Origin of the sequence: Polaromonas sp. (assembly GCF_041689105.1) — a bacterium.
In the GTDB taxonomy this organism is placed as follows: domain Bacteria; phylum Pseudomonadota; class Gammaproteobacteria; order Burkholderiales; family Burkholderiaceae_C; genus Polaromonas.
Window position 1 is genome coordinate 1 of sequence record NZ_JBDNGU010000013.1, and the last position, 16,052, is coordinate 16,052.

The 16,052-nt window shown below is 58.9% G+C and carries 15 protein-coding genes and 1 pseudogene; 12 read left to right on the forward strand and 4 right to left on the reverse strand.

Annotated elements, in window-relative coordinates:
* Nucleotides 1–85 (forward strand): annotated as a pseudogene (locus tag ACESMT_RS01145) (IS6 family transposase); the annotation flags it as partial.
* A 128-nt stretch (nucleotides 86–213) separates the two neighbouring features.
* Here ACESMT_RS01145 and ACESMT_RS01150 read toward each other — a convergent pair.
* Nucleotides 214–1,740, reverse strand: coding sequence for a CoA-acylating methylmalonate-semialdehyde dehydrogenase (locus ACESMT_RS01150; RefSeq protein WP_372824416.1), 1,527 nt, complete (start codon nucleotides 1,738–1,740; stop codon nucleotides 214–216).
* Nucleotides 1,741–1,857: 117 nt separating this feature from the next.
* Between ACESMT_RS01150 and ACESMT_RS01155 the strand changes: the two genes are divergently transcribed.
* The 5 genes from ACESMT_RS01155 (at nucleotide 1,858) to ACESMT_RS01175 (ending at nucleotide 7,595) form a co-directional block, all read left to right on the forward strand.
* Entirely contained in the window at nucleotides 1,858–2,805 is a 948-nt protein-coding gene (locus ACESMT_RS01155) for a LysR family transcriptional regulator (protein ID WP_372824418.1), read from the forward strand.
* Nucleotides 2,806–3,402: 597 nt separating this feature from the next.
* Complete coding sequence (locus tag ACESMT_RS01160; protein ID WP_372824420.1) at nucleotides 3,403–3,924, forward strand: TRAP transporter small permease; 522 nt, start codon at nucleotides 3,403–3,405, stop codon at nucleotides 3,922–3,924.
* Nucleotides 3,917–5,260 (forward strand): TRAP transporter large permease, encoded by a 1,344-nt coding sequence (locus ACESMT_RS01165; protein WP_372824422.1) that lies wholly within the window; start codon nucleotides 3,917–3,919, stop codon nucleotides 5,258–5,260. The genes ACESMT_RS01160 and ACESMT_RS01165 overlap by 8 nt, the downstream gene beginning before the upstream one ends.
* A 28-nt stretch (nucleotides 5,261–5,288) precedes the next feature.
* Nucleotides 5,289–6,362, forward strand: coding sequence for a C4-dicarboxylate TRAP transporter substrate-binding protein (locus ACESMT_RS01170; RefSeq protein WP_372824424.1), 1,074 nt, complete (start codon nucleotides 5,289–5,291; stop codon nucleotides 6,360–6,362).
* A gap of 39 nt (nucleotides 6,363–6,401) precedes the next feature.
* Nucleotides 6,402–7,595, forward strand: a complete 1,194-nt coding sequence (locus ACESMT_RS01175) for a hypothetical protein (RefSeq protein ID WP_372824426.1) — start codon at nucleotides 6,402–6,404, stop codon at nucleotides 7,593–7,595.
* Between the two features lie 59 nt (nucleotides 7,596–7,654).
* On the opposite strand, the gene ACESMT_RS01180 is transcribed toward ACESMT_RS01175, so the two are convergent.
* Genes ACESMT_RS01180 through ACESMT_RS01190 form a run of 3 tightly spaced genes read right to left on the reverse strand, consistent with a single transcriptional unit; the run spans nucleotide 7,655 to nucleotide 10,080 of the window.
* Nucleotides 7,655–8,872, reverse strand: a complete 1,218-nt coding sequence (locus ACESMT_RS01180) for an FAD-dependent monooxygenase (RefSeq protein ID WP_372824428.1) — start codon at nucleotides 8,870–8,872, stop codon at nucleotides 7,655–7,657.
* Nucleotides 8,873–8,881: 9 nt separating this feature from the next.
* Nucleotides 8,882–9,328, reverse strand: coding sequence for a VOC family protein (locus tag ACESMT_RS01185; protein WP_372824430.1), 447 nt, complete (start codon nucleotides 9,326–9,328; stop codon nucleotides 8,882–8,884).
* Between the two features lie 11 nt (nucleotides 9,329–9,339).
* Entirely contained in the window at nucleotides 9,340–10,080 is a 741-nt protein-coding gene (locus tag ACESMT_RS01190) for a TetR/AcrR family transcriptional regulator (RefSeq protein WP_372824432.1), read from the reverse strand.
* Nucleotides 10,081–10,170: 90 nt separating this feature from the next.
* Here ACESMT_RS01190 and ACESMT_RS01195 point away from each other — a divergent pair, with 90 nt between their 5' ends.
* From ACESMT_RS01195 to nrtS, 6 genes are all read left to right on the forward strand, one after another.
* Nucleotides 10,171–10,827: a CoxG family protein gene (locus tag ACESMT_RS01195; RefSeq protein WP_372824434.1), complete on the forward strand. Its 657-nt coding sequence runs from the start codon at nucleotides 10,171–10,173 to the stop codon at nucleotides 10,825–10,827.
* Nucleotides 10,828–10,863: 36 nt separating this feature from the next.
* A complete protein-coding gene (locus tag ACESMT_RS01200) occupies nucleotides 10,864–11,739 on the forward strand; it encodes a xanthine dehydrogenase family protein subunit M (protein ID WP_372824436.1) in 876 nt (291 codons plus the stop codon).
* A 32-nt stretch (nucleotides 11,740–11,771) separates the two neighbouring features.
* Nucleotides 11,772–12,272, forward strand: coding sequence for a (2Fe-2S)-binding protein (locus ACESMT_RS01205; RefSeq protein WP_372824438.1), 501 nt, complete (start codon nucleotides 11,772–11,774; stop codon nucleotides 12,270–12,272).
* On the forward strand, nucleotides 12,269–14,713 hold the full coding sequence (locus ACESMT_RS01210; protein ID WP_372824440.1) for a xanthine dehydrogenase family protein molybdopterin-binding subunit: 2,445 nt from the start codon (nucleotides 12,269–12,271) through the stop codon (nucleotides 14,711–14,713). Before ACESMT_RS01205 ends, ACESMT_RS01210 begins: the two co-directional genes overlap by 4 nt.
* A 106-nt stretch (nucleotides 14,714–14,819) precedes the next feature.
* Nucleotides 14,820–15,464, forward strand: a complete 645-nt coding sequence (locus tag ACESMT_RS01215) for a glutathione S-transferase family protein (RefSeq protein WP_372824442.1) — start codon at nucleotides 14,820–14,822, stop codon at nucleotides 15,462–15,464.
* Between the two features lie 167 nt (nucleotides 15,465–15,631).
* On the forward strand, nucleotides 15,632–15,910 hold the full coding sequence (gene nrtS / locus ACESMT_RS01220) for a nitrate/nitrite transporter NrtS (protein ID WP_372824444.1): 279 nt from the start codon (nucleotides 15,632–15,634) through the stop codon (nucleotides 15,908–15,910).
* The last annotated feature ends 142 nt before the right edge of the window (nucleotides 15,911–16,052 follow it).

The following is a 16,052-nucleotide window of genomic DNA, read 5'->3' on the forward strand; positions in this document are numbered from 1 at the left end:
GCACATGATCAAGAAGGGGCAGTTGCACTGCCCCGGTGGACAAGCCATGTCTGCAGCTGACCAGTTCTACAGCTTGGCTTTCTGATCTCGAAGCGCCGTCGCCACCTTTCTCCGCCCCTTGTTCACTATTGCGACAGAACCCTATTGCGACAGAACCCAAGAAGCTTAGGTCGGTGTCCATGGAACCGGAAGCAGCCCAGCACGCAATTCAGACTACTTGGCCGTAGGCATCACAAACTCCGCCCCCTTGCCAATACTCTCGGGCCATCGCTGCATGATGGACTTCTGCTTGGTATAGAACCGAACGCCTTCTTCCCCGTAAGCATGCATGTCGCCAAAAAGAGACTTCTTCCAGCCCCCAAAGCCATGCCAGGCCATAGGCACAGGAATCGGAACATTGATGCCCACCATGCCCACCTGAATGCGCCGGCTGAACTCACGCGCTACGTTGCCGTCTCGCGTGAAGCAGGAGACCCCGTTGCCGAACTCGTGGTCATTGATCAGGTTGACCGCCTCCGCAAAGTCTTTGACCCGCACACACGACAGCACCGGCCCGAAGATCTCTTCCTTGTAGATCTTCATATCGGCGGTGACATTGTCAAAGAGGGTTCCGCCCATCCAGAAGCCCTGCTCGCAACCTGCGCCGGCGCTCTTGCCGGTAAAGCCTCGCCCATCGACCAGCAACTTCGCGCCCTCTTTCACACCCGCATCAATGTAGCCGGTGATGCGGTCATGGGCGGTCTGGGTCACGATGGGCCCCATCTCGGCCGCCAGGTTCTCGCCGTTCAGCACTTTGAGGGTTTTGGTGCGCTCCACCAGCTTGGGGATCAACCTGTCAGCAACGTCGCCCACCAGCACCGCGACACTGATCGCCATGCAGCGCTCGCCGGCTGAGCCGTAACCGGCGCCTATCAGCGCGTCTACCGCCTGGTCAATGTCCGCGTCGGGCATGACCACCATATGGTTCTTGGCCCCGCCCAGCGCCTGAACGCGTTTGCCGTGGTGGGCCCCGGTTTCATAAATGTAGTTGGCAATCGGGGTGGAGCCCACAAATGAGACAGCTTTGACGTCCGGGTGCACCAGCAGCGCATCGACGGCTTCCTTGTCTCCCTGCACCACGTTGAAGACACCATCAGGCAGGCCAGCCTGCCGGAACAGATCGGCCATGAACAGACTGGCGCTGGGGTCAATCGGGCTGGGCTTGAGCACAAAGCAGTTGCCGGCGGCAATGGCCACGGGGAACATCCACATCGGCACCATCACCGGGAAGTTAAACGGCGTGATGCCGGCCACCACACCGAGGGGCTGGCGCAGGGTCCAGTTGTCAATCCCGGTGGAGACCTGGTCGGTGAAGTCGCCTTTGAGCAGCTGCGGGATGCCGCAGGCAAATTCGACGATGTCAATGCCGCGTGCCACTTCGCCGCGAGCATCTGTGAAGACCTTGCCGTGTTCGGCTGTGATTATGTGGGCCAGGGTGTCCTTGTTCTGGTTAAGCAGTTCGAGGAACTTGAACATGACGCGGGCACGGCGGATTGGCGGGGTGTCGGCCCAGGCGGGGAAGGCGGCTACACCGGCAGCGACGGCGGCGCCAACCTCTGCGGCATTGGCAAGGGCCGCGCGGCCGGTCACGGCGCCGGTGGCGGGGTTGAAAACGTCCTGGCTGCGTGTAGATCGGCCCGGGGCATTTATGCCGCCGATGTGGTGCGCAATTTCTGGGATGGCTAGGGTTTGGGAAGTCATATGTGGTCCAGTGGATAGTCAAGAGAATGGCGGCCTGGAACCAGTTTAGGAAGGTGTGCGAGCCTTGGCTACGTCTAAGCGTTGAATTGTTTGTTCAGTTTGGTGAACAATACGCAGATGATTTCAAAAAAAGTTGAATCCATGTGGTCCCATCTCCATGGGCTGACGGTGCTGGCTGAAAACGGTAGCTATACCGCCGCGGCGAGGCGGCTGGGTGTGAGCAAAGCCGCCATGAGTCAGCACATTTCCGAACTGGAGAAGGCCGTCGGGGTCCCTTTGGTGCGACGCACGACACGAAGCATGCGTTTAACCGAAGCCGGCCAGCAACTCGTCGACGAGACCTGCGGCGCGTTTGAACAGATTGCAACAAGCTTCAACAGCGCGCGCGACATCGCGGGAGAACCCGGCGGGCTGATACGGCTGACTGCACCGGTGGCGCTGGGACGTCAGCAACTCGTTCACCGAATCGCCGTATTCCTGCTGAAAAATCCTTCGGTCCGGGTCGAAATGGAATTTTCTGACCGGCTCAGCTCGCTTTCTATTGAAGGATTTGACCTCGCCATCCGGCATACAACCTCGCCGCCCGAGACCCACGTTGCTTGGCCCTTGTGCAAAACTCGGTCACTGCTGGTGGCCAGTCCCGCCTATCTCCAACGAAAGGGCATACCCGTCCGACCAGAGTCACTTACCGGGCACGACTGCCTGCACTACCCCAGGGGCCAAGAGTCTAACGTCTGGTCCATGGAACCAAGGTCCGGACGCGGAAAGTCCCACGGGAGGGTCACGGTCCCAACCAGCGGGCCGTTCGGTGCAAACAATAGCGAGGCTTTACGTGAAGCCTCTCAGGCGGGATTGGGCATCGCCTTGCTACCGGACTTCAGCGTGCAGGGTGCGATTGGGGACGGCAGCCTAGTCGAAGTCCTACCGAACTGGCGACCCGTGGACACTTTTGCGGACAGGATATTCGCGATTCGCCCGTATTCGCTGCATGTGTCTCGCGCGGTCACCTTGCTCGTCCAGCACCTTAGAGCAAGCTTCATTAATGGCTTCCCGATCCAGTCCTGAGCCTGCCCTCAACTGGGCAAGGTTCATGCACATAAGCTTGTGGGCTGGGGAGGGCAGCGAGAACGCGGACCGCGTAGCCTGCTCAGAAAAGCCGCTCATCCGACCCAGGAAATGTGCAAGTCCGATCATTTAGAGATTTGGGACGCCCTGTCCTCGGTCTTTCGCACCGGTTCGCAAAAAGAATACAGCCACACATTGCTTGATAAGCAGCGGGCTGCGCGGATCGGCGATGTAACGCGCCGCCCACATCGCCGCCGTCACGCGACTTCCCACAATCACATATCTCTACACACCAGTGCACGTATTTTTCTGCGGCTTTTTGATGGCTAGGCTTTTCTGGCAAACCCCAAGGGTTTGTCCGGATGTTATTGTTTACCGCTTGTTCAACAATTCAAAAAGCGGTTTACATATTGGTAAATAACAACTTGCGATGAATCTTGGTGAAGCTTGGTTGGGCTTTGATGATGTCTTTATCAAGAGTCTTTTATTCTCGAAGGAGCAGCGTTTTGCCACAGACGGTTGAAGAGCGAGTGATCAAAGTTAAGTGCCCCTCGTTGAGCTGGTCTTTGGGTGTCCTCATGTCAGAGATGTCGAGCCATGCGTGAGGTTTTCAAGTCGCTGGACCGTGGTCTGGTCACGTTCAACTATGTGGCGCACATGACGGCCGCGTTCTGGTTGTTTGCGATAGCGGTTGTCATTGCGCTGGACGTCTGCTCGAGGGCATTGCTCAATGCGCCGTTTTCCGGAACGGCCGAGATCGTTGCCAATTCGGTGGTCTCGATCGTGTTTCTTCAGTTGCCCTCCGCAATTCGCAATGGCGGCATGTTGCGCGCCGAGATACTGGATATTTACCTGTCCCGCCGTTCCATTGATCGACTGCAAGGTTTTGCCTGCATTCTTGGAGCGGTGCTCTTCCTGGCTGTCGCGTACAGCGCATGGGGACCGATGATTGAGGCGTGGACCATTTCTGAATTCGCTGGCAATGTGTCCACCATCGAAATTCCTCTGGCGCCCATTCGTACCTTACTGGTGGTCATGAGCATCATCGCGGCGGTGAACTTTCTGTTCATGAGCGCCAGTAACTTCTATCTGGCTCGCGGGGATGTCGCACATGGCTAACACCACTTTGATTCTGTTTGGTTTTGGTGTGCTGATGCTGCTGCTCACTTTGGGTGTGCCGGTGGTTGTGTCGCTCGGTCTGACCAGCGTGCTTGGCGTTGGCCTGCTCACGGGTAGCTCGGACGTGGCGATCTCCATTTTGTCGTCCACCGCCTTCGAAGCACTTCGAGATTACGTGTTCGCCGTGATTCCTCTGTTCATCCTGATGGGCGAGTTCGTGGCCCGATCCGGCGCGGCGCTGGACCTGTACAACTCGATCAACCGGTTGATGCGCCGTGTGCCCGGGCGCCTGGCGGTGGCCACGGTGCTGGGCAATGCCGTTTTCGGCGCCATCGTTGGCGTCAGTGTGGCGTCCGCGGCTGCCTTCAGTCGCATTGCCTACCCGGCCATGTGCAAGGCAGGCTACGACAAGTCAGTGTCCCTGGGTTGTATTGCCGGCAGTGCCTCGCTGGGCATGCTGATTCCGCCGTCCATTCTGATGATTGTGTGGGGGGTGCTGACCCAGCAATCCATCAGCAAGCTTTTTCTGGCAGGGGTATTGCCGGGTATCGCCCTGGCGCTGATGTTTGCGCTGTTTTGCGTCGTGTACGCAATCATCAAACCCGAGGCCTTTGGCCGCAAGCCTGAACTTGCAGGTGCAGATGCAGGGACAGCGTCCAGGGATGCCGACTTGCCGCCGCTGTCGAAATCAGAACTGATCGGCACCGGAGGCTGTCTGGTGATGATTGCCCTGGTGCTGGGCGGCATCTGGTCGGGCATGTTTACGCCGACTGAAGGTGCCGGCATCGGCGCGTTGCTGGCCCTGGTTCTGGCGCTCATCAAAGGCGTACGCTGGGAAGGATTCGTCGAGGTCATTCGCGAGACCGGCAAGGCGGCAGCGCCCATCATGTGTCTCTTGATCTTTGCCCAGATGTACTCTCGCCTGCTGGCCCTCAGCGGCGTCGGGGGCACGGTTCAGACCTTTGTGATGGGTCTGAACATGACTCCTGGCGTGGTGCTGCTGGCCATGGTCCTCGTCTGGTTTGTGCTGGGCATGTTTATTGACTCGGTGTCGATCATTTTGCTGACGGTGCCGATTTTTGTACCACTGGCCAACTCCTTTGGGATTGACCCTTACGCCTTTGCGCTGATTGGAATTCTGTCGATCGAGGCGGGCATAATCACCCCGCCTTTCGGGCTCGTGGTGTTCACCGTCAAGGGGTGCATCAATGACCCTGCGGTGACTTTAGGTCAGGTTTTCTGGGGCGCATCACCCTACTGGATGATGCTGCTCTTGCTGGCTCTTTGCGTGTATTTCGTGCCCTCTTTGGCGGCTTGGCTTCCGGCGATTCTCTGAACTTTAACCCTTACTGAGGAGACAAATCATGTTCTACAAGAAAACTTTGAGCGCATTGTGCGTTGGTGCGACGCTTTTCGCCATCCATGGCAGCGCCAGCGCTGACACGTTCAATCTGCGGATCGGCAGCGGCTTTCCCAGCGCGCCGTCACCTTATGTGTATGAAGTCGAAAAATTCTTCGTTCCTGAAGTCATCAAGCAGGTTAAGGAAAAGACTGGGCATACGATCACGTTCACCGAAGCCTATGGCGGCAGCGTGGCCAAGCCCAACGAAACGCTGGCCGCGGTCGAAACCGGATTGCTGGATATCGGCATCTGGTGTGTGTGCTTTGAGTTGTCCCGTGTTCCGCTGAATAACTTCCCCTACTGGGTCCCCTTCGGTCCGGCCAAGGCCGAGGTGGCTATTCGAGCTGCACGCAAGGTGTATGACGAGTTCCCGCAGCTGACCGACCACCTTGAGAAAAAGCACAGCCAGAAGATGTTAGGTCTGGCTGGTTTTGACAACTACCACATCGGCTCCACCTTCGAGTGGGAGAAGCTGACGGACCTCAAAGGTCGCAAAGTGGGTGCCGCTGGCCCGAACCTGCCGTGGCTGCAGGGCTCGGGTGCAGTGGGTGTGTCCACCACGCTGCCTGAGGCTTACAACGCGTTGAAGTCGGGCATTTTCGAAGGCTTCCTGATGTTTCCTTCGGCCTACAACGGTTTCAAGTTCTATGAGCCGGCACCTAACTACAAGAAGATTGACCTCGGTGCGGTGGCGGTGATGATGATGACCGTCAACACGCGGAGCCTGAACAAGCTGCCGAAGGACGTGCAAAAGATCGTCGTTGACGTGGGTCGCGAGTACGAACTGCGAGTGGCCAAGTCACTTGATGTGAGCAACTCCCAGGGCCTGGAAAAGCTCAAGGCCGCCGGCGCCAAGATCACTGAAATTACACCGGCTGCCCGCAAGGACTGGGCCACTGGCATCAAGGACTGGCCGAACAAGGTGGCCAAGGACATGGACAAGACGGGTCTGCCAGCGTCCAACGTGCTCAAGGCTTACATCAAGCACTTGAAGGCCGAGGGTTGGGTGCCACCGGTCGAGTATGCCGTTCAATAAGTAGTCATCGCTTTATACCCATAAGAAAAGTTGCCGCGCATGATTGAAACTCTCGACAGCATTGAAGGCTCCGGCCTGCCACTGGGTTTTTGCTTTGACCGTCAAGGCCAGCGTCCCGGAATATTTGACGCGCAGGCCGGTCAGGCTACCTTGCGAGTGGATGCCAGGGCGATGGGGGCCCATCAAAAGGAGGCGCTCGTCCATGAGTCGGGTAACGGACAGGCTTGGCGCCTGGTCAGCGACGAAGGCCCTTACCTCAAGGGCAGCGACATGGCACCGTTTCCGCTGGGATTTTTCAATGCGGGCCTGCAGGCCGATCTGCTCGGTCAGATAAGTCGGCTCGCCAACCGTCAGGGCACCCGGATTGCTTCGGTGGACCTTGAACTGGACAATGTGTTTTCTTTCAGCGGTTCCTTCTTCAAAGGCGACGGCAAGGGGAGCGCTGAGTCGGCACAGGTTCGCTTGACGCTCAATGGCGATGCGCCGCCTGCTGAAGTCGCATCGCTGGTCAAGCAGGCCGTTCAATCGTCGCCCGCCTTGGCGGCCATGACGACGCCGCTGGACTGCACCTTTGCGCTGTATGTCAATGGCATCCGGCGCAGCGTGCTCCAGGCTCTGCCATCGGTCGCCTATGCCCGTGATCCGCTCAAAGCCTACAGCCGCGCACCAGCGCCATTGGCCGATGGCGCAGATCGGGAGGGCATCATCACCAAGGTGCCTCAGCCACCCGTCGAGACCGAGGTCATGCCGTCGGCTGGTGCCAAATTCGACCTGCGGGTGATGGGACAGTCACGACTGAGTGACATCGCCAGGGGACTGGTCGATGTGCAGACCTGGTTGAAGGCGCCGGCCGGAAGCCACTTTGGCTTTCAGACCGACGAGCTGAGCATGACGGGCGCCGCCGCCCCATCTGGTCTTGCGCTGCTATCGGCGGGCGTATCGTTTTGCTACATGACGCAGTTGCTGCGCTATGCCGAATATCTCAAGTACAAGGTGCGGTCAATTCGTATGGTGCAGTACAACCCGTTTGGTGTTTGTCATGATGCGCAAGGCGCCACGGTGGGCATGGCGGCACCTGCTGACACGCACCTGTTCCTGAACGGCGACGAACCGGACGAGGTGATGCAGCGCCTGCTGGTGATGGGTGCTCAGACGTGCTACTTGCATGCCGCGCTGAAGGCGGCGCTGCCACCGGTGGTGCAGGTGACTTACAACGGCCAGCCGCTGTGCTGATTGAATGATGACCACGGGGCGGTGAATGCGACAGCGCATTCACCGCCCTTTTATTTGGTTCAAATCATTGTGAAAACAGGAGAATCGAGGTCGATGGCAGTCTCTGACATCACTTTGGCTGCTGCTCGAGGAGGCAACGTTGATCCTTCCAGCGCTGAGCTTTGCATATAGGCGCCCAGGTAACGGCCGCGATCCACGAGTTGGCGATTGATCGAAGTCCTCGCTTTGGAATAGGCGGCTAACGCTGCTGGCGTTGCGCCGTGCTCGCTGAAAGCGGCTTCCAGCGCAAGCGCATCCTGCATCGCCTTGGTGACGCCCATGCCCACATGGGGCCTTGCCACGTAAGCGGCGTCACCCAGGAGGGCCACCCGACCCTGAACCATGTGCGGCGTTGCCAGGTCACTGATGGGTTGCAAAAAGGGTTCCAGGGTCTTCTCAACAATCTCTGCGAACACAGGTGCAAGCAGGTTTCTTGCGTCATTTCGCATCTGCTCGACTTGCTGGCGCGACACTTTGTGCGGCGCGATGCCCTCGGGATGGTGCTGTCCGTTGTCGTCGGTCAGCAGCGTTTCCAACTGACGGGCGGAAGCGGCTGCGCGGTACCAGACAAAGTTCCAGGCCCGCTGACCCGCGGCACATTGGTTGCCCGGTCCTGCAACCGGATAGCCGATCAGCTGTTCACCGGCTGGCAGGCAAAAACCGAACCGCTCAAACACGGTATTTAGGCACTCGTGTGATAACAAGCTCTCGGGGCACACCCCACGCCAGGCCACGTAGCCTGCATAGACTGGCGAGCTTGAAGGCCAGAGTTGTCGCCGGATTGACGAGCGCAGGCCATCGCAACCGATCAGCAGGTCGCCGGTGCTGTCGCCGGTGCTGGTTTGCAGATTGACTCCCGTGCCGGTCTCAGTGAATCCGTAGACGACGACCCCGCGATGCAGCGTGGCCCCGGGCGCTTCATTCAAGAGCCCGTGCAGGATCTGGTAGAGCCGGCTCCAAGAGGTCAGCACCTGCGGCATATTCAGCTCGCCCAGAACATCGCCCTGCTGCCCGAGGGTGATGCGCGACGGGACAGAAACCCCTAACTCGGTGCCTATGGGCATGCCGCAACGATACAGTCCTTGGATCAGCGCGCTGTGGGTGACGATGCCGGCGCCCCGACCATCCAGCGCGCTGGCGGCCTTTTCAAACACCGAGACCTGGTGTCCGGCGCGCGCCAGCAGGTTGGCGCACATGAGTCCGCCTAGGGACCCGCCTGCAATGAGAACGTGTGCCATGCAGCGCCTTCAGGCTGCAGCGCTAAGTTTTTCGCTGGCCGGGTAGTTCAGCTCTACCACGACGCCATTCGGGTCGTCCAGGAACACCTGGTGCAGTCCCAGGCTGGGAACAGTGCGTTCACGCACTTCAATGTCCAGGTGCGCGAGGTGTTTGAGCATGACTTCCAGCCCCGTGGCGCTAAAAGCCACGTGATCGATGCAGCCCGTGCCGTGCAGGGTCGAAGTGTTCCGGTCGCCCAGGTAGTTGGCGAGCCCCGCTGTGTCAAAGGGATCGATGCCGATGACGTGCACTACCGCGTTCGCGATGTCGCCATGGTCGCCGCTGTACATCCACACCCCGGGAAACGGGAACTCAGGACGTGGTCCGACAGTCAGGCTCAGCACCTGCTCATAGAACTGCTGTGTGGCCTGCAGGTTGGTGGTGCGAATGGAAAAGTGGTTGATGACCAGGTTCATAGGGGGGGGTGTTAGGTGTCTTCGCTTGCGCGGGGTTCGAGCTCAAGACTCGCTTGCAGATAGCTGCGCACACGGTCGGCGATGATGGTTTCGTCGTCCATCGCCGGACTGTCGCTGTGCATAGCTTGGCCGTAGACGAACCGACGCAAGCCACCGTAGAAAATGCCTCCATGTAGGCCCATCAGTAGTTCATGTTCGCGAACAGTGGTTTTGCTTCGGCTTTTGCATTTTCTATGGCTCCTGGTCTCACGAATGATTCGGGGAAACAGTTCGTCGCCAAGCATCTGGAAAAAGCGGTCGGTGATGCTGCGGTCGGTCAGTCCCGAAAAGATCAGAATGCGGACAAATTCCCGCACCAGTACTGTGCGCGAGTAGTCCACATAAAAGCGAATCAGCTTCTCTTCGACACTCAGATTTCTGGAGCTGAGCAGGTCTAACCACTCGGGTTTCCACCGACCAACGAACACTTCTAGGTATACCCGGTCTATCAGGGCCTGCTTGGTAGGAAAGTAGTGGTACACGAGGGTGTGGGTCACGCCGATGGCCGTGGCCAGCTCGCGCATCTGTGCGTCAAAGCCATGTTCAGAGAAGAAGGTGATGGCGCCGTCCACGATGTAGCGCTCGCGATCTTCCACCGACATTCGCCGCCTTTTGGCAGGCGCGGGGACCTCATTGGCGGCCACATCGTTCAAATCGGGCGCGGTTTCAGGGTTACCACGGGTGCTTTCTCTATTTACCAAATTGTCAATCATGGATATCATTGTTTAACGGTTGGTTAATACGGCCATCAGTGCAAACCCGCAAGCGGGCCGGTTTTTATACACAGATTGTGCAGGCATCCCATGGAATTAGCTGGAGAAGTTGCAATTAACGCCTCGCGAGAGCGAGTCTGGTCCGCCCTCAACGATGCGCAAGTGCTTCAAGCCTGTGTCCCCGGCTGCGAGGAGGTCATCGAAGAGTCCGACACAGTTCGCAAGGCCCGGGTCATGATCAAAGTGGGCCCAGTTCGCGCTCGTTTCAGCGGCAAGGTCACTCTGTCAGAGGTCGTGCCCAACGTAGGCTGTGTCATGAGCTTTGAAGGCTCTGGTGGTGCTGCTGGCATGGCGTCCGGCCGCTCCCAGATTGCCTTGCTCGAGTCGCCGGATGGCACCCGCCTGACCTACACCGTCAAGGCTTCTGTGGGTGGAAAGCTCGGTCAGATCGGTGGACGCATGATGGACGCCTCCGCCAAGCAGCTGGCGGATCAGTTTTTTGGCGCTTTGCGACTTCAACTGGAGCCGCAGGCTAAACCGGTTGCCGAGGCGCCAGCTGGCACAGAAAGGGCGGTTGACGGTGCGGCTGCGGCCACCGCATCCAAGCATGCCGTGGCAGTGAACCGGGCTTCGCCGGTGACGCTGGCCCCCACCTCCGGATCTGGTGAGTTCAGCCGGGTGCTGTGGTTCGCATTGGGCTGCGCCTCCACCTCTCTGGGCGTGTGGCTTGGCGCCCGGCTCTTTTAATCCCGGTTCACCGCACATCAGACCCGCAAGGACGCCATGAAATCTGCTCAATTTGACTATGTGAAGGTGGACAGTGTCGCTACCGCCCTGGCGCTGCTAGGCGAGCATGGTGATGATGCCCGCATTCTGGCCGGTGGCCAGACTTTGCTGGCGACGCTCAACATGCGTTTGTCGGAGCCGACTCTGCTGATTGACATCAGCGGCATTGATGCGCTGCGTCGCATCGAGGTGCGTGGTGACCGTCTGCATATCGGTGCGCTGGTCACCCACAGCAGCATTGAGTCGTCGGATCTCGTGGCAGAGCATGCGCCCATGCTGAGCGCTGCAGCACCGCACATCGCTCACCGCGCGATCCGCAACGCCGGTACGTGGGGCGGCTCCATTGCTTATGGTGACCCCGCAGCGGAATGGCCCTGTTGCCTGGTTGCGCTCGACGGTGTGGTGGTGTTGCAGGGACCCCAGGGCCAGCGGCGCGTCGGAGCGAAGGACTTTTTCCGGGACTTGTACACCACCGATCTTCAGCCCGACGAAATCATTGTCAGCGCGGATGTGCCTGTCACGAGTACGGCCGACTGGTTCGGGTTTGACGAACTGGCGCGCCGCCATGGTGATTACGCCATCGCAGGCCTGGCCATCGCGGCCCGCTTCGAGGGCAGCACACTGACGCGAATTCGCCTTAGCTTTCTGGGTCTTGGCGCTACCCCGTTGCGTGCTCCTGCGACCGAGGCCTTGCTTGAGGGCGGGCAACTTGACGACGCCGCGCTGGCTTCAGCTGTCGTTTCGCTCAAGCAAGAGCTGAACCCGATGGCTGATCTGCACAACGAGGGTGGCACCAAGCTGCACCTTGCCACCGTGCTGGTCACCCGGCTGCTCACGGCCGCGCACCACAGTCGCATGGCGCTCCGCGCCTGATCCACCCACACCACAGACTTTAGGAAACTCCGATGGCTGATCTTCAGACGATTGACCTGACCGTGAATGGCCAGGCCCACAGGTGCAGTGTCCAACCGCGCCAGCATCTGGTTGACTTCGTGCGCAATGAACTGGGGCTCAAGGGGTCACACCTGGGCTGTGAGCACGGGGTTTGCGGTGCCTGCACTGTTGAGGTCGAAGGGAAGATCGTGCGCGGTTGCCTGGCCCTGGCGGTACAGACCAACGGTTGCAAGGTCAGAACCATTGAAGGCCTGAGCCAGGACGGTGACGTGCAGGACCTGCAAGAGGCCTTTGTGCGGCACAACGCCTTGCAGTGCGGTTTTTGCACATCAGGAATGGTCATGGCCGCCAAAGAGCTGCTGGAGAGCAAGCCTGATGCCACACGGTCTGAAGTGCGCGAGTGGATCAGCGGCAACTATTGCCGTTGCACGGGTTATCACTCCATAGTGGATGCCATTTGTGAAACGCTTGCCATCCGCGCCGGTCGTGTGACCGCAGGGAGCGCCGCATGAGCACGACGACCATCCATCCGCAGGCTGTCAACGCCGTCGAGACCCGCGAACGTCCCGCCAAAGTAGCTGATCTTCTCAGCCCGGTGACCACTGATCAACGCTACATTGGTGCGAGCTCCGAGCGTCCTGGCATTCGCCGTCTGGTTCAGGGGCAGGGGACCTATGTCGATGACATCGAGCTACCCCGCATGGCCCACGTGGTGTTCTGGCGCAGCCCGGTGGCGCACTGCCGCATACTCTCTATCGATGCCGATGCGGCCAAATCCATGCCCGGCGTGATCATGGTGGCCGACGGTAGTGATATTGCCAAAGTCTGCAAGCCCTGGGTGGCCACCCTGGAACATCTAAAAGGCATGAAATCTGCGCCGCAGTACCCACTGGCCATTGAACGCGCATGCTGGCAGGGCGAGGCGGTCGTGGCCATCGTCGCCGAAACGCGTGAGCAGGCCGAAGATGCATTGCAGTTCGTGATGGTCGACTTCGAGCGCCTGCCGCCCGTGGTCAATATCGAGACAGCCCTGAGCCCGGATGAGCCGCTGATTCATGACGAGTTGGGTGATAACCTGTGTTTTTCACGCAGCCTGGATACCGGCGGTGTGGACGAAGCCTTCGCGCGGGCAGACGAAGTGGTGGACATCACCTTCGAGTTCGGGCGTCATACTGGTGTGACCCTGGAGCCACGCAGTCAGATCGCCGATTGGAACAATGCGGACCAGCGCCTGACCGTCTACCACTCCTGCCAGGCGCCGCACATGATGCAGGACCTGTACGCGCGGCAATTCTCCTTGTCCGAGACCGCGGTGCGCGTGCTGTGCAAGGATGTTGGCGGTTCGTTCGGCATCAAGGTGCATGCCTATCCGGATGACTTTGCCACCGTGGCCCTGTCGATGATGTGCCGCAGGCCCGTGAAATTTGTTGCCGACCGCCTGGAGTCGTTTACCAGCGATATCCATGCGCGCCATCATCGTGTCAAGGCTCGTCTGGCCACCACGCGTGATGGGGACATTCTGGCGTTCGACATGGAAGACCTGACAGGGGTCGGCCCCTACTCGATGTTTCCGCGTACCAGTGCGATCGAAGGCAATCAGGTCGTCAATCTGGTCGGTGGCCCTTACAAGCATCAGCACTACCGCGCCAAGCTGGATGTGGTGTTCCAGAACAAGACGCCGACTTGTCAGTACCGTGGTGTGGGTCATCCGATCGCCTGTGCTGTGACCGAGGGGCTGGTGGACCTGGCGGCGCAGCGCATTGGTATGGACCCGTTGGCATTTCGCCGTCGCAATGTGATTCCCGACGATGCCTATCCTGCGACGGGTGCCAGCGGCATCAGGATGGAGTCGCTGTCGCATCAGGCCTGTCTCGACAAGATTGAATTGCTGATGGACTACCCGGCGCTGCGGGCCGAACAGGCCGCTTTGCGCGAGCGCGGCATTTACCGCGGCATCGGCTTTGCGGCGCTGATCGAGTTGACCAACCCCAGCGCGTCCTTTTATGGCGTCGGTGGCGCACGTATTGCTTCGCAGGACGGCGCGACCACGCGCCTGGATCCGTCCGGCACCGTGACGGTGCTGGTCAGTGTCGGAGAACAGGGGCAAGGCACCGAAGGCATTTACCGACAGGTGACGGCAGACGCTGTCGGCGTGGACCTGACCAAGGTTCGTGTGATCACGGGCGACACGGATGTCACGCCCTACGGCGGTGGCACCTGGGCTTCACGAGGCGCGGGCATTGGTGGCGAGGCCGTGCTGCAGTCTGGCAAGGCCCTGCGCGCAAACATCCTGAAGGTGGCAGCCGTTATTCTCAAGCGCGACGCGATTGAACTGGACGTACGCCGCGGGGAAGTGATCGACGCGAGCAGCAAGGCCAACTTGCTGTCGCTAGCCGAACTTGGACGCATTGCCTACTACCGCTCTGATCTGCTGCCACCGGAGTTCTCGCCGGAGTTGGTGGTCACCCGTCACTATGCCCAACGCGCCTACCCGTTCATTTTCACCAACGGCGTGCAGGCGTCATATGTCGAGGTCGATCCTGAGACGGGGTTTGTCAAGCTGCTTAAGCATTGGGCGGTTGAGGACTGTGGTCGTGTCATCAACCCCAAGCTGGTGGACGAGCAGATTCGCGGTGCCATCGTTCAGGGTATTGGGGGCGCGTTGCTTGAAGAGTGCCTATACGACGACGAAGGACTGATGCGTAATGCCAGCATGGCCGACTACCTGGTGCCGATGAGCGCCGAGATGCCCGACATCGAAGTGGCCCACGTACAAACGCCAACGCAAAGCAGTCAGCTCGGCGCCAAAGGCGCCGGAGAGGCTGGTACTGCCGGTGCTCCAGCTGCGGTGATGAATGCAATAAACGACGCCCTTACACCTTTTGAAGCCCATGTCTGGTCCCAACCAATCACGCCGGAAAAGGTGCTGCGTGCGTTAGGAAAGGTTGGCTAATACTCAGTTACACGCATTTTTGTCTTTCGCTAACTCGGTACCTCGGGCACGCGTTTGAAACCTGCAGTCTTTGTCCATTTAACAGCAATATCTTCTAGGTAACCCAATGAAACTCACACTCGCCTTTAGCCCAGTTGTCTGCTCGCTGGTGCCCTACGTTCTGCTCACCGAAGCCGGTGCGGAGTTCGATACCCTCAATATCGACATGAGTCGTGACGAGCACCACAGCCCAGAGTATTTGCGCATCAACCCCAAAGGAAAGATACCTACGTTGATCATCGACGGGTATCCGTTGACCGAAAACGTGGCAATCCAAATCTGGATTTCCCGCACATTCCCGCAGGCTGGATTGCTACCACAAGACCCGCTCGAGCAGGCTAAGGCGATTTCAATCATGTCGTGGTGTGCGGCTGGACTACATCCAAAGATCACCCAGCAGGCCCGTCCTGAGCGATATTGTGCGATTGAAGGCACGGCCGATAGTGTCAAAGCGCTCGGCTCGGAGTCGCTATTTGAAATGCTGGCAATTGCCGATACGATGCTTGCCGGACGCGAGTGGTTCTTGGACCAATTCAGTTGTGCTGATGTGTATTTCTATTGGATATTCCGTCGTAGCGGATTTCTTAAGCCTGATTTGGCGCGCTTCACCCATTGCGTAGCTCACATGCAGCGAGTGGAAATGCGTCCAAGCGTGCAAAAACTTCTGGCTTTTGAAGCCGAGGTTAAGGCCCAATTTGCACTCGTTAAATGAGAATTGGACTGTCACGTATGGTCAGGGACTCAAGTCTCGGAAGATTGAGCAATGAACAAGACAAGCAAGTTTTCACCTGTGGTGCGGGAGCGTCCGGCGTAGCTGGTGCGTGAGCACTGAGGCGAGTATCCGGATGCCGCGTACACCTTTCATTCATAATTTCCCGCATGTCCATCAACAAACCTTCCATCGCTCCCAAGCCCACGGATTCCGAGCCATCGCGTAGCCCACTGCTGCGATTGTTATCGCAGCCGAGAATCGTCGTTCCTGCGCTTAAGGTCGCTCTGGTCGTAGGAAGCATCCTGAACCTGATTAACAGCGGTGAGAAGCTGTGGAATCAGCACAGCATCAACCTGTGGCAGGTGGGATTGAATTTTGTGGTGCCGTTCTGTGTGTCGAGTTATAGCGCGGCGCGGAATGACTTGCGGCGCCAGCGAGGCGAATGAATGAGGTTTTGTCGCAATAAGCCATGCCTGACAATATCGGCATGACAGAGACGACCCAGATGGCGATGATTGGCGAGCTACGCAAGGTGCTCAAGCGGCTGCACTATCCGTTGGAAGTCATGCTGGTGTGCGCTCGCTGGTA